This is a genomic window from Micromonospora sp. bgisy143, assembly GCF_057708145.1.
In genome coordinates, this window is sequence record NZ_JBYIRN010000052.1 from 1 (window position 1) to 13808 (window position 13808).

10 protein-coding genes are annotated in these 13808 nt (G+C 68.8%); 1 reads left to right on the top strand and 9 read right to left on the bottom strand.

All coding sequences use genetic code 11. The features are described from left to right. Nucleotides 1-945: 945 nt before the first annotated feature. From AC3EN4_RS31400 to AC3EN4_RS31440, 9 genes are all read right to left on the bottom strand, one after another. Nucleotides 946-1110, bottom strand: coding sequence for a hypothetical protein (locus AC3EN4_RS31400; RefSeq protein WP_425736247.1), 165 nt, complete (start codon nt 1108-1110; stop codon nt 946-948). Nucleotides 1111-1649: 539 nt separating this feature from the next. Beyond that, on the bottom strand, nt 1650-5183 hold the full coding sequence (locus AC3EN4_RS31405) for a DEAD/DEAH box helicase (protein WP_435210132.1): 3534 nt from the start codon (nt 5181-5183) through the stop codon (nt 1650-1652). Further along, nucleotides 5173-5898 (bottom strand): Hachiman antiphage defense system protein HamA, encoded by a 726-nt coding sequence (locus tag AC3EN4_RS31410; RefSeq protein ID WP_435210134.1) that lies wholly within the window; start codon nt 5896-5898, stop codon nt 5173-5175. The genes AC3EN4_RS31405 and AC3EN4_RS31410 overlap by 11 nt, the downstream gene beginning before the upstream one ends. Before the next feature lie 317 nt (nt 5899-6215). Next, nucleotides 6216-7505: a PD-(D/E)XK nuclease domain-containing protein gene (locus AC3EN4_RS31415; protein WP_210884965.1), complete on the bottom strand. Its 1290-nt coding sequence runs from the start codon at nt 7503-7505 to the stop codon at nt 6216-6218. Further along, a complete protein-coding gene (locus tag AC3EN4_RS31420; protein ID WP_435210136.1) occupies nt 7502-9793 on the bottom strand; it encodes an argonaute/piwi family protein in 2292 nt (763 codons plus the stop codon). Before AC3EN4_RS31420 ends, AC3EN4_RS31415 begins: the two co-directional genes overlap by 4 nt. A gap of 178 nt (nt 9794-9971) precedes the next feature. Then, the gene (locus tag AC3EN4_RS31425; protein ID WP_435210137.1) at nt 9972-10997 is read right to left on the bottom strand and encodes an HNH endonuclease; all 1026 of its coding nucleotides are present in this window, start codon (nt 10995-10997) and stop codon (nt 9972-9974) included. Next, nucleotides 10994-11188: a hypothetical protein gene (locus AC3EN4_RS31430; RefSeq protein WP_210884957.1), complete on the bottom strand. Its 195-nt coding sequence runs from the start codon at nt 11186-11188 to the stop codon at nt 10994-10996. The genes AC3EN4_RS31425 and AC3EN4_RS31430 overlap by 4 nt, the downstream gene beginning before the upstream one ends. Continuing rightward, nucleotides 11185-11472, bottom strand: a complete 288-nt coding sequence (locus tag AC3EN4_RS31435) for a hypothetical protein (protein ID WP_435210139.1) — start codon at nt 11470-11472, stop codon at nt 11185-11187. The genes AC3EN4_RS31430 and AC3EN4_RS31435 overlap by 4 nt, the downstream gene beginning before the upstream one ends. A gap of 346 nt (nt 11473-11818) precedes the next feature. Beyond that, nucleotides 11819-12985 carry a PucR family transcriptional regulator gene (locus tag AC3EN4_RS31440; RefSeq protein WP_435210140.1) on the bottom strand — a complete coding sequence of 389 codons (1167 nt, stop codon included), beginning with the start codon at nt 12983-12985 and terminating at the stop codon, nt 11819-11821. A gap of 317 nt (nt 12986-13302) precedes the next feature. On the opposite strand from AC3EN4_RS31440, the gene AC3EN4_RS31445 reads away from it, so the two are divergent. Further along, nucleotides 13303-13707, top strand: a complete 405-nt coding sequence (locus AC3EN4_RS31445; RefSeq protein WP_435210142.1) for a hypothetical protein — start codon at nt 13303-13305, stop codon at nt 13705-13707. Nucleotides 13708-13808: the final 101 nt, after the last annotated feature.

Genomic DNA, 13808 nt, shown 5'->3' on the forward strand with positions numbered 1-13808 from the left:
GACGGAGCCTGCGCGACGGGAAGCCAGCACCGGCAGGAACCATGCACAGGCCCATCCGTTTGGGAGAGAACGGGGAGACGATCTTGCAGAGGGACGGTTCCCGCACCTCGTCAGACCGACGAGCACCGAAGCCCTGGCCAGTATGAATAGCCAGACGCCCATGTCATACATGGCACTTGACCTTGTTCGGGACGAAGAGGTCGTGAGTTGATGGCCCGCCGTGCTACTGACCCGGCTCGATCGAACGGGGACCACCCGGGGACCACACGTCCCGCCGAGACGCTCACGGACCGCACCCCAGCCGACGCCTCGCCGCCCAGTAGTTCGTGGCTGACGTGCGCCAACGTCTACCGCTACGTCCTGGGGGTCAAGGGGTCGTCGGTTCGAATCCGGCCGTCCCGACAGCGAGAGGGTTTCCGCAGGTTAACGACTTGCGGAAGCCCTCAGCTTATGTTTTGGCTCGATGCGGCGGCGCGTCAGGCGCTGCTGGAACCCTTAACTCGGGTGGTTTAGCGAGCCGGTCTTGGTTGCCTCCGCTGTGAATCGCCTGGCAGGCGTACTGCACTGGCCTCGTTATGGCCGTCGCTGGACCGCTTAACGGTGGACGATTTTCGGCCAAACGGGATGCGAGCTTCCCGCTCACAAATTGGCATGCCTGGGCGTGCGCAGGTAGAGGCAACGACCTTGTCGGGGTCAAGGGCTGAGCAGCGCGTCGGCCGCCGCGTGCGTTCGGTGGCGCAGTGGTTAGCGGTCGCCGCTGGCGTGGACGGACTGCTACGGGCGCGCGTCAAGCTGGAGGAGCGGTGGGGCACCGGCTCGTGGCGTCAGGGACCTATGGACGCGGACGGGCTCGAAGCCGGCTTCGGGTCCTCCTTGGCCGGTCGACGCTGACGAGCAGGAAGATCACCGCGCCCAATGCGACTACGGGCATCGCCGCGATAGTGATCATGCGTGCCCGACGAGGGCCTTGCGGATCTGCCAGACGTGGATGAACTTCAGCAGCCGCCGCTGCGACTGTCGGGAGGGGGCCTCGTTGGCGTGGGCGTCCCACAGGGCTTGCTCAAGCACCGTCCGGTTGGTCGGATCCGTCTCCCGGCTGAAAAGGGTCACGATCTCAGCTGCTGCGGATGCGTGTGTGGTGATGCCCGCCCGCAGCCCGGCGGCGGTGTTTCCAAATGGCCCGAAGAAGGCGTCCGGTCGGTGGCGATCCGGGACCGGAGCTTGTCCAGCTCTGGGTCGCCTAGCATGGCCAGCGTGGTGATTGGCGGAGTGAGCGATCGGCGGTGAACCAGATGCCGATGCCGACGCCTGCCAGTGCCACGACCAGGGCGAGGAATGCCCACCATGCGTCGCTGAGGGTGGTGACCTTCCCGATCGCGGTGAACGGTCCAGCGCCGAGCAGGAGCGAGCCAACCGCTGCTGTGGCGGCACGATCCATTTCGCGGTCGTCCGCATGTCCGGCACCGCGTTCAACGGCGACGGTCCGGACGCCACGTTCGCCAGTTCGTTCCCGGCGGGGGAGGCGGACACGACGGATCGCCGGCTACATGACGAGGCACTAGCTCCGCCGGCTACGACAGGCGCTGCCGGCACCAAACCATTCGGTGCCGGCACGGACCGTACGGCCGCAGGCGGCGCAGCCGCTTGTCTCACGAGGGCAGCGGTGCGCCCGCCGGCGATGGTGATACCTCCTCGGGGCCCTGATAGTGCAGCACGATCCCAGTACCGACGGGCATGCGCCGGGCGCGCAGCACCCCGTGCCGCTGCGGCACGAGGCGAACCGACGCCTCGCCCAGCAGGTCGAAACCCGTCGACCAGATGTCGATCTTTCCCGGGTCCGCGTCGGTCACCCGTAGCCACGTTTCGGGATCCGGTGCCGCCACGTGCCAGACGACGTCGGGGACGACCACAGTCTGCCGGCGCCACCGGTGTGCGCGGCGGGTCCGTGTGGGGTTCGCAAACGCCTCCCACGCCGACCGCGACTCGGGTGTCGGCCACTGCGGGCTCAGCGCGTGGGCGAGGTCGAGGTTGTCGATCCAGTGATGCATGCCGGCCACCGTGTCGAAGGAGGCGCCAGTGCTGGTCACCGCCGATATGGCGGCGAGGCGATAGTCGAATCCGGAGCGGATGAGGACCGAGGCCGGCAAATGAAAGGTGCCCGTCTCGATCGCGGTGACCGCAGTGCCCAGCAGGGCGGTGGCGTCGGCGTTGTCCTGGGCGGTCTCATAGACGCGGGCTGCCTCCATCCCCCAGACCAGCCGGTAGATGACGTCGGCTTCGATGAACTGCGCGATCTGGACCCGGTCACCCGGCACCTCGCTGAGGGCCAGTCCGTGAACCCAGTGCCGGAGCACCGTGTCGCGGTTGTCGACCGGGTTCTCCGGTCCGAACGCCGGCACTGCGAACACGACGTCGGCGATCTGGGTGATCAGGTCGCCGGCTTGCTCGTGGTCGTCGCCGAGGAGTGCCGTTTCGGCCTGGCCGGCCAACGCGACGATATGCCCCGAGACCTGCGCGAGCTCGGATCCTGCTTGCGCGCCCAGTCCGGCCAGATACCAGCCTCGGCGCTGCGAGGCCGTCGACGTGCGCCACAGGTGCCGGGTCCGGCTGAAGACGACTTCGCGCAGGACGGCCTGGGCGGTGTCGTCATAGCGGCGCAGCTGACGCTCGAACAATGAGTCACGCAGCGCATCGGTGAGGAACTGCGTCGCCGCGTCCGTGACGAGGTCCTGGTCGCCGTCACCGACGATGCTCAGGATGCCGATGTCGAGCAGCGCCAGGTTTGACCGCCAGCCCGCCGCCGCGGCGGCCTGCTCGTCAGCGGTGCCGGCGGACAGCACGGGCAGCGACCAGTCCAGGCCGCCGGTGAGGTAGGCGAGCACCGGTTCGACGGAGGCCAGCCCGTAGGCGGTGACCAGCTGCCGGACCAAGGCGACACCGACGCCGATGAGCCCGGACTGCAGCGGCCGGCCACCGTCGCCCTGGGTCAGCCCGAGCCATTCCTGGCGCCGCCAGGCACCGGTCTTGAAAATCGGGTAGAGGACGAGACCTTCGGTGTCGACGAATGCCCGGCCGGCCCGTCCGATCACGTTGGCGAACTCGGATCCTTTGAGCAGCTCCCCGCTGCGGTGCAGACTGTGAAAGAGCACGGCCGAGGCGGACAGGTTCAGCCCTTGGGCCAGTGTCGGCGAGGCGATGGTGACCTTCAAACTGCCGCGTTGCAGGAGCCGTTCCACCTCGCGCCGGAACGGCCCCGGCAGCGCTCCGTGGTGGATGGCTACGCCGAGCTCAAGACAGCGCAGGATGGGATGGTCGGGGCCGAACCACTCGGCGCCGACGGTTAGCACGTCGCTGAGATCGACGCCGTCCGGCAGCACAGACGGGATCAGACCACGACCGTACAGATCGATGATCTTTGGGGCGTAAGGTTCGACCCAGTTGCGCTGCGGGCAGAAGACCAGGACGGTCTGGCCTTCCTCGACCAGCCGCCATCCCGTGGCGATGATGTGCTCACCCTGGTCGGCAGGGAACAGCTTGCGGCGCGGTGGGCGCGGTTTCTTGGCCTCGAAGTAGCGAGGAATGAACGACTGTTCCGGGCCGAGAGTGATCGTCAACCTGGCGTGGTCGCCGCGCCACTCGACGAGCCCGAACCGCTGCCCGGTCGGGCGCCAGCCTTCGCGATGCAGGCCGTCCGGCTCATCGTCGGTGATCCAGGCGACGAAGTCGTCGAGGTCGTTGCCGGAGGGAAACACCGCCGAGAGGCACAGGATGCGCCGGGTCGCGGCGTCGGCGCGGCGCAGCAGGCGCTGGATCTGGGCCTCGTAGCGGACCTCGCGCTCGGAGGCGCCGATCATGTGTCCCTCATCCAGCACGATCAAGCCGACGTCGTCGAGCACGGACGGGTCGGATCGCAGCGCGAAGTCCAGCTTCTCCGGGGTGGCGACGACGACCTCACCGGAGCGCAGGGTGTCCTCATCGACGTCGCTGGTGCCCATGCTGCCGTACAGCGATGAGACCCGGATGCCCAGCGGGGCGAAGGTCCGGGTCAGAACGTGCTCGGTCTGCGCGGACAGGGCACGTAACGGGGTGACGTACACCGTCCGGCGGCCTTGGGCGAGGCACGCCAGGATCGCCAGTTCGGCGATTCGGGTCTTGCCGGCGCTGGTCGGTAGCGCGACGACGAGATCCCGCGAGTCCTGGAAGATCCGGTGGACGACATGCAGCTGCGACGGCCACAGGTCAATCTCGGCGCGTTCGCGGGCCAGCAGCGACGCGACGAAGGTCTCCCGAAGCTCGCGCCACCGGCCGGCACGGTCAGCGGCGGCTCCGAGCGGCGGGGGCTGCGGAATCGTCGTCTGCAGGCTGGTGTCGAACAGCTCGCCGAGCAGGTGCCGGGTCAGGCGGTACACCCACCACGGCCCGGGCGCGCTGACGTCCGAAGACGCCTGTTCCCCGAGCTGCAGGTCTTGCAGCGCGGCGTCGAGCAGGGCGCGGCTGCCAATCTCGATGGCGAACAGGGCGGCCGAAACCGCGGAGAGGTAGTTCTCGCTAAGCAGCAGCACGACGGGCCCGACCTGATCAGCTGCGTTTTCCAGGTCGTTCAGGACATCCGGGTCGTCCGGGTCGACGTCGGGTGCGGTGAAGGCGGACAGCATGGCCTCGTCGGAGACCTCAGGTGACGACCGCAGCCGGCGGGTCCGCTGGTCGATAGCGGACAAGTCGCGCATGAGCAAGTCCGCGAGGGTGTGCTCCATCGGCGTGAGCCGGCCCGACGCGCGGCTCGCGTGAATCAGCGAGTACGCGCGGGCGGCGTAGCCGGCGAGGTGGCTGGCCGCCCCGGCGACGAGGTTATGAAACACCAGCTCGGGTCCTGGGGCTGCGTTGCGGGTGGCAGCCTCGATGGCGTACGAGCTCTGGATGAACCCTTCCCGGGTGAGGGTCAGCTGTCCCGTCGTGTCGTCCTCGGCCGCCTCCAGCAAGCCAAGGCTGGTCGACAGCAAAGCGTATCCGTAGTTGAGCAGGTCGGCGTCGAGGAAGGCGCTGAACGTAGGTGCGCCCGCAGGCAGGACCCCTTCGCGGCGGATCATTGATTGGGCCTGCCCACGGGCCAGGAGCCGGCCGCGGAAGCCGGCGTCAGTGGCCATCGTCAGCAGCTGTGCCAGGCGCTGCGCCTCACGCGCCATCGGTGACCACCAGCTCGTAGGCGTCGGTGATGAACTTCTTGTGGCCGTGTACCCGCAGCGTGATGGTTAGTTGCGCGACAGCGCCGGTGTACGCCTGCAAGTCAGCGGTCACGTGCTTGCCGGGGTCGTTGCTAGTGAACAGGAACATCAGGTGGCTGACCCGGTTGGCACGGACCTCGTCGAGCAGCTGCAGCATCAGCACGGCTTCGCCGACCTCGGCATCGGCTGTCGACAGCAGCCGCTCGGCGAACTGGGTGAGCGAATGTGCCGAGGGCATCTCCATTTCCCGCGCCAGACCGTTGCGGGCCTCCGTGACGGTGGCTTTGGCGAGGGTGACGCGGCTCTTGGCCTCCGCCTTGATGATCACCGCCTTGCCCGCCGTGTCGAGCTTCGCGCCCAGCACGTCGTCGCCGCGCATCGCCCACTGCTGATGGTCGCGTTGGATGAGCCGGCTCGGTCCGACCACCCATCCGTGCTCTTCATGCAGGTACGCCGTCGCAAGGATCTCACCCATGTCCCCGGACCGTGCAGATGCCTTGGTCGGCAGCTTGTTGCTGAGGAACTTGGCCACCCCGTCCTTCCCAAGCCGGTGGGCGATGAGGGCGAGGGACCCGGAGTCGGCGTACGCGCCGGGCAGCGCGGCGGCAAGGGTAGCGATGCCAGTGGCGTCGTCGAATGACTCGATGACGCCAGCGTGGTGGCTGCCGATGGACACGAGTGCACCGAGGGTGCACCAGTTCCGGAAGTCAACGGTGTCCAACCGCGCACGTGTCCTTCCGTGGGCAAGATTTTCGGTGCAGGAACTGTACCGAGTCAGGAACCAGGATGCCGGACAGCGCGGCGAGCACCGCCGCGAGCTGGGTCCCTGTCCACGGTGCTTCCCACCGATGAGCCCGGCTGTGGGTACCTCCTCCCGCACCGATTCGGTCGAGACAGGCGGAGGGCCATCGCGGGATGACTCCACCGGCTCTGTCGGTCGAAAATGTGCCGACGGCGCGGATTGCGCTGCGCAGCGGGATTACCGGACGACCGTTACGGTCGGGAGCCGGACCGGCGTGAGCGGGACTGACGGGTGGGGACCGGCACGTGGCTCGGCCGGGACACGATGACGACGTCGGTGATGTTAGGCCGTTCCAATAGGGCACGGCGGGTGGTGCCGTACTCCTGGACGGAACCGGACTCGTCGTAGATGAACACGGCCAGCTTGCGGTAGGGGCCGTTGCCGGTCAGGTAGGCGACGTAGTCAATGAAGATCTGCTGCTCGAACTCCTTGAAGTCGCTGGCCTTCCGGGCGTACTTGACCTCGATCAGCAGGCCGAGCGACGGGATGCCGAAGTCGGCCCGGTACGTGCTGTGCCCGATCTTGCGGAGGGTCTCCTCGTCGACGAGGTCGGGGAAGACCGGCCGCAGCATCATCCAGAGGATGTCCTGTACCTCGCGTTCGGAGGTGATCTGCCATCGGATGGGCCGCTCGCCGGCGGTGTCGTAGCGCCAGTGGCGCATCGCGTCCTCGAACCGGCTCAGCAGCACGCCCACGTGGTTGAGGCTGAGCAGCTGATCGTCGATGCTACTGGTGACGATGCGAGTGGCGGCCTCGATCAACAGCGCCGACCGCCACGCGGCGACCGGGCGCGGCCCGCCGAGCAGGATCGCGTTGATCAGACGGGAATGCAGCAGGCGCAGCTGGTCGGGGCCACCGGCCGCGGGGCGGGGCGGCAGGGTCAGGACCCAGTGCAGCGCGGCCAGCTCTACCGGGTCGTCGATGCCGTCCAGGGCCGGCCGGGCCGCCGGGTCCAGGTCGAGCAGATGGCGAGCGTACTCCTGAAACAGCTGGAGCAGCAGGGTCGGCGGGCGTAGCCGGGCGTCCTGCAGCACTGTTCTCAGCCAGGTGCGGACCTGGGATGCCTCGGCCGCCACGGCGTTGGCCGCCAGGGCTAGGCCGACGAGCTGGCCGGGGTCGTTGATGAAGGTCACCCCATCGCTCTGGAAGGGGCTGCGGCGCATCACTTCGGCCATGCCGTCGATCAGCAGTTCCTGGGCCGCCGGGCTCTGCTCGCCCGGGAACGCAGTCAGGCCGTAGCCGAGCACGGCCAGACCCGCGGCTTGGATGAATCGGTGCGTGTTATCGCGCAGCCACGCCGGCGTCAGCGGATCGACGTTCCAGCGGAATCCGAGGTGACGCCCGCCCAGCAGGTGATGGGCGAGCAGTCCGTCGAGGTTGCCGGGCAGGTTGGCCCGCAGCAGCGGCTCCTGCAGGGCCCGGAGCTGATCGCCGAGCAGGGAGCCCACCGGCACAAGCGCGCCAGGGTCCGGGGCGGTCACAGGAACCACCGGCTGCCGCGCAGGCGGGTGACGATCGCGTCAGCGTTCCAGTTCTTCACGTGCCGCAACTGGCCGAGCAGCTCGGCGATCAGATCGGAGTATTGGATGGTCACCGGCAGCCGCGAGGGGTACATCGTGCGCCATGACATGCTGGTGAACCGGTAGGCCTGCCGGGCGAGGTACTCGATGTCGGTGAACGTCGACTCGGCGTGCAGCTTGAGCAGCAGCGGCTTGGGGATCGCGTGGGTGGCGCTCTTGAGATCGTAGGGGCCACCGACGGCCAGCAGCATCTCGCGCCGTCCGATCGCGACGGCGTGCCCGCGCTCCGGGACGAACCGGCCCTTAACCGCGCCGCCATGGGTGGCGATGCCGGCGCTCGCCCGGTCGAACATCACCAGCTCGTGGTCGTTGCTGACGTGGACGAACGCGAACTCGACCGACGCGTAGTCGCGGGTGAGCCGTTCCACCAACTGCTTGACCGCGATCGCCTCGACATCCTTGAGCGGCTTGAACACGTGGAAGATCAGGCGCAGGCCGTCGCCGCGCTGCCAGGCGTTGCGGTTCTTGATGTCCTCGATGCACTCGGTGAGCGAGCGCAGCAGCTCTCGCGGGTAGTCGGCGTAGTCGGCCTCTCGGGAGGCGTTCGAAAGCAGGTAGGTGCCGTCGGCGGAGAAAACGGTGGTGATACCCACGACCCGTTCCGGCTCGGTGAGCCGGCTGGCCTTGACGTGGGCGCTGCCGATTCCGATAACCAGCTCCTGCGCCAGGGCGCGGGGCGCGGCGATCACGAACGGGATCCCGCCCAGCTTGGCGTAGCAGGCCAGCGCGATGCTGTTGAGCGGGACGGCGAGCTTCGGCAGCCGCACCGTCTCGATCTTGACCTCCTGGACCGGCACGCCGTGCCCCATGAACGTGGACTTCGCCACCAGGTACGGACTGTCGTCGCCGGCCAGGTGGGTCTGCGCCTCGCTGGTGATCACGATGGCCAGGTCGACGGCGCCGGCCTGCAGCGCCGCCCGGCAGGCGTGCCGGTAGGCGTCGGCGTCTAGCGGACCGCCATCGAAAGGGTGCACCGAGACGTCGCAGCTGGCCAGGTGGTACTTGCGGATGAACCCCTGGCTGAACGGGTTCTGCCCCGGTACGCCGTGCAGCAGCTGGTTGATGAAGTTCTCGACGACGCCCTTGTGCTCGCGCGGTGTGATCACCGCGATCCGGGGTCGTTTGTTCGCGAAGAACTCGACGTCGAACGGTCCATTCGTGGTCAGGCCACGCTCGAGCTTGTAGTCGGTTTTGTCGCCGGCCTGGTCGAACCGGAACGTCGGCGACTGGTACCGCACACTTTGTACCGAGCGCCCGTTGCTCGAACCGACCGGCTGCTCGATGGTGGCGGCCAGCCCGTTGGCCAGCAGCAGCGGCCCGTGCTTACCGAGCCGGGTGGCGATGTCGATCGTCTTCTCGTAGCGGCCAAAGGCGCCTAGCAACTCGAAGGCCGCCTGGTCGAGTTCCCGCTGGATGCGGGCGCCGTCGGTGCCGGCCAGCGTGCGCAGGACGTCCTGGAAGGTCTCCAGCCTGCCCTCCAGCCACGCCTGGCTCGCGTCCATGGTGTCTGCACCGGGAGCGTCGCGCAGGATCAGGTCGCTGCCGTGCACCCGCTCCACTGCCCCGGCCGCGCGCCGGTACGCCCACGGATCCATGTCCGGCTCCGTGACCATCGTGCCGGGATTGGCGAGCACGTACTGACCGAGCACACCGACCCCCAGCTCGAGCAGCTCCGCGACGGTCAGGTCGATCTCGCGGCGGGTCTTGACGCCGACGATCACACCCGGCCGGTCGGATGGGCCCATCGTCCGGGCATCCAAGATGAACTGGGGGTAGACGTGCAACCGGCCGAGCGCCTGCGGGCGGTGCTCACCCACGAGCGGCTCGAGCAGATCCTTACCGGCGAACCGGGACACGAAGGTGACCGGCTGCCGTTTGCGCAGCTGGTACCCCCAGCCGCGGACCGCACGCAGCAGCGCCTGCTCCGCCAGCCGCATCGTCAGCGGCTTGTGCTCCCGCAGGTGATAGGTCGTCGGGGTGCCGTACGGGTCAGCGCCGTCAACGATCGGGATGCACTTGATCGAGTCCCGGATCCTGGTGACGACGTGACTGTCGACAAGCTTGACGCGCAGTGCGGACAACTGCTCGGGGGAGGTATAGGGCACCTCGCCGCCGTCGAACGTGGCCGCGGTGAAAGTGACGGGTAGGAAGTTGAATGCCAGCTGTGGCGGGCCGGGCCGCGGATTCAAGAGCAACACCTCGTCGAAGGACAGGGCCGTGGGGTGTGCCGTCGACCGCCGCGCCGACGACTACCCATCGTCGCATCGAGGTACGACAAAAACGCCGCGGTGCCGGTGGCAGGAACCGGCCGCCAGCGTCCCGGGCGACGATTCGAGTCGCCCGTGCCTTGGGCGCTGCCGACTCGGATCAGATCAGCACGCTGCTTCGCGCCCAGTGTGTGACTTCCGCGGACGACTCGGCCGGTGGCCCGCCCGCGGCTCCGAGCTGCCAGCTGGCCCACAACGCAAACCGGCCGGCGACCTCACTGTCCGCCGAGGAAACCATCAGACCGTCACCGCCCGGGGCGTCGAAGACCACAGAGCCGGAGAAGTGACCGGAGAACGCACCGTCGAAGGTAATCGTCAGATCGTCGTTCGCACGGCGGAAGTCGACCTCGTCGATGGTCAGGTCGAGGTCGTCGCACTGCGGTTCTTCGGCGTTCACCGGACCGTTCGGCAGATTTACGCTCTCGATGGAACCACGGGCCTGCTCGGCGACCGCGCCAACCAAAGTGTGCACCCCGCTGCGCAGGGCGTCGGCCAGTGGGCACCCGATGATCTCGGCCAGCACCGTCATGGCACTGCGACCCCGCTGGTTGAGGGTCAGCGCGACCGGGACCGCGAAGGACTCCAGCTCGACGTGCAGGTGGTCAGCGGTGAAGAAGTCGACGCCGGCCGGGTCGGTGAGGGCCAGTTTCTGCACGATCGCTGGCGCATGGCGCAGGAACGCGGTCCGGGCCGAGCTGTCGTGCAGGCTGTCGGCGTTGACGCGGCGCAGGTAGCTGCCAATCCGGTTGCCGGCAGCGAAGCCGCGGACTGCGGCGTCCACCCGGGGCTCGAGCTTGCGGGCCTTGTCCAGGTGCATGCCGAGGATCAGGGTGATCGTCGGGGCGTGGTGGTTGCTCTTCTTACGGTTGCAGTCGCCGCAGATCGGGGCGAGGTTCGCCGGCCGGTCGAGGTCGAACCTGGGCGGCAGTCCGTAGCGGTGCAGCACGGTGGCGCGGTTGGCGGGGGTCAGGTTCCGTGCGATTAGGTGGTCGATCTGGACGTCGGTGAAATCTTTGGGTGTTCCGCAGGCGTAGCACCGGTAGTCCCACAGCCGGTGCAGCACGTCGCGCAGCACCGTGTTGTCGGCGTTCGGCTGATACCGCACCGGGGCGGTGCCCAGTGTCACCGGGAGCTGCCGGACAGGTAATGCGCTAAGGCGAGTAGCAGCGCGACGGTGTCGGTAAGGATGGCGGTGGGCACGTTGGGGCTGCCGGCGACGGCGAGCGGCCCGGCCACCGCGCCGACCGCCGCGGCGGCGAGGACGAAGACGGCCAGCCACAGCGGCCGGAACGACGATGTGGGTGCCGTCGAGGTCATTCGGCGGGGCCTTTCAATGCGGCGCTGCGTTGCGCCGGTCGGACAGGACGGTGAGTAGCTGGGTGTAACGCCTCGACGCTGTCGGCGCGGGCGTCGGCCGCTGCGGCGCCGATCCGGGCTTCGCCGAGCAGGGTGTTAAGGTCGGTGTTCTTCGTACAAAGGGCCGCGATTACCGTCTCCAGACCGCGTTCGCGGGCGGCGGCTTCCTGCTGATACGCGGTCAGATCGGCCAGCCTACCCCAGCTCAGCGTCTTTGCCTCACCGTCGGCGTCGTGCAGCCGCAACGGCCAGGACGTCCGCTGATGCGGTGCTCGGCGCCCCAGGCATGAGGCGGGGGAGTGGTGCGATGACTCCTTTACTCGGCTGGTTTACACTTCACGCGACCTGGGAGAACGTGCCTGAGCACGCCGCTGGACCACCGGACTACTGGGGGTCAAGGGGTCGTCGGTTCGAATCCGGCCGTCCCGACTGGTATTCACCAGCGGATATAGAAGATCATGTGTGATCTTGTGGTAACGCTGGCGGTAACGGAGTTCGCTTGACGTGGGCTGCATCCCTCGATGCGGGCCCAAGCCGGAGAGCATTCAGGTTCGATCGAAGCGCATCGAAAGCTCCTCGCCGGCCGCTGATCTAACCGGCGAGGATCCGGGCGACGGCGGTGCTCAGCACGCGTACGCCGCGAGTAGAGCCCGGCTCCAGCCCGGTCAGGTCGCGCACCCGGGTCAGCCGGTAGTCGAGCGTGCGCGGGTGGATGCACAGCGCGGCCGCGGTGTCGAGCCGGTTCATGTCGTGCTGGTAGTAGGCGTCCAGCGTGGCGACCAGGTCGGGGCCGGCGTCGAGTTGCGCCGCCACCACCTGAAGCCACTGCCCGACCTCCGTCAGCCGGGCGGCTCCCAGCTCGGCGAAGACGTCGGTGACCGTGTACGCGTGGCACGGCACGGCCCGCACCGGTGCGACCTCGCTGACCTGCCGGGCCAGCGCCACGGCGTCGCCGAACGCGCGTACCCGCCCAGGCGCGGTGCCGGCCGCGCACGGCCGGCCGGTCATCGACGCCACGTCGCGGGCCAGCGCGAGCCCGCGCTCGATCGCCGGCTGCCGGCCGCCCGGCGAGCTGGGGATCAGCGCGACCACCTCGTGCGGCTCCGGCCAGCTCAGCGGCATCCAGTGTGTCTTCAGCAGCGCGCCGGCGAACTCGTCCCGCGCCGCCTGGTCCGGCCCGGGCGACCCGCCGGCCACCCGGACCACCGTCGCGACGACGTGGTCGGGGACCGGCATGTGCAGGCCGCGCGCCAGGTCGGTCGCGCTGTCGTCGCCGGCCAGCAGCATCACCGTCAGCAGCCGCACCTGGGCGGCGGTCGCCAGCGTGCGCCGCTGCCCCTCGATCCAGCCCCGGGTGTACGCGCCCTGGGCGGCCAGTCCCGCAGGAGCCAGCCAGGCGAGCGTGTGCATCGTCGCGGCGATGTCGTTCGGGCCGGCCGCCTCGTACACCTCACGCAGCGTCAGCCGGGTGTGCACGAGCAGCACCTGCCGCTGCGCGGTCAGGGTGAGTCCCTTCTCGCCGCGCTGGCGGCCCATCGCGGCCATCAGGTCCAGATCCTGCGAGTGGAACGGCGCGCTGTCCGCCGCGAGGTCGACCGTGCGCTGACGGAGGAAGACCGCGAAATCGAGCATCTCCGACCGCACCTGCGGCATGGCTGCGAGGTTGCGGTATTCCAGCAGCTCCTCCTGGTAGGCGTCCACCGCCCGGCGGGCGTTGTCGGCCACTCGCTGCCGCCAGAGGCTGAACAGACCGCCCATGCCGATCAACGGTAATCGATGCGTTCCGGTCACGCCGCCCGGTTGACGCGGACCGGACAGCCTTGCGGACATCCGCAAGAACCGGGGTACGCCGGCGACCCGGTTCTCGCCCTGTCACGAAGACCCGGCCACCGGCACCCTGGAACGCTTCGCCATGGACGTCGAACGACGGCCCGGCCGGGTCGGGCGCGACCAGGTACGCGCCCCCCCGCATCCGCAGATGGCACAGCACTCGAGAGGTGGTTCTGGTAATGACATGGCGTAGTCGACCCTCCGCCGGGGCACGATCCGGCATTCTCCGCGCATCCAGTCTGCTGTTGGCCGCGACGGCGATGCTCGCCGCGTTCATGGCCGCGCCGTCCGCGGCGGTCGCGGCACCCGCGCCGAGCGGTGACGTGGCTGTTGCCGCCGTCGGTGCCGAGCGGGCATCGGCGAGCTCCGCCGGCACGTTGAGCGTCAGGACGTCGACGGCGACCGCCGCCGCACCGGCGAAGGGCGGCGGTTTCTCGGTGATGTCGGGCTCCTGCCCGTACGCCGGGCAGTACATCGACCCGTGGCTGATCGTGTTCCAGGGCTGCACCCTCACCGGCCAGCCGACGACCGCGGTCAGCGCCCGGTGCTCCAACGGGACCACCCTGGGTCCCGTGCACGTGCCGCCCGGCGTCTACGACATCTATGTCGACTGCTACCCGGCGTTCTTCAGCTCGCTCGCGTTCATCTGATCGGCCCACCCGGCACGGATCCCGTTGCGGGATCCGTGCCGGGGGTGCCGGTCCCGGCCTGTTCTTCAAGGGGCTGCTCGTCGACGAGAGAGCCATCGGCG

What these genes read in the sequence shown, in the direction of transcription:
- AC3EN4_RS31430 (WP_210884957.1), bottom strand. Translation starts at nt 11,188, where the DNA reads ATGACCTCGACGGCACCCACATCGTCGTTCCGGCCGCTGTGGCTGGCC.
- AC3EN4_RS31440 (WP_435210140.1), bottom strand. Translation starts at nt 12,985, where the DNA reads ATGGGCGGTCTGTTCAGCCTCTGGCGGCAGCGAGTGGCCGACAACGCC.
- AC3EN4_RS31405 (WP_435210132.1), bottom strand. Translation starts at nt 5,183, where the DNA reads ATGGCGCGTGAGGCGCAGCGCCTGGCACAGCTGCTGACGATGGCCACT.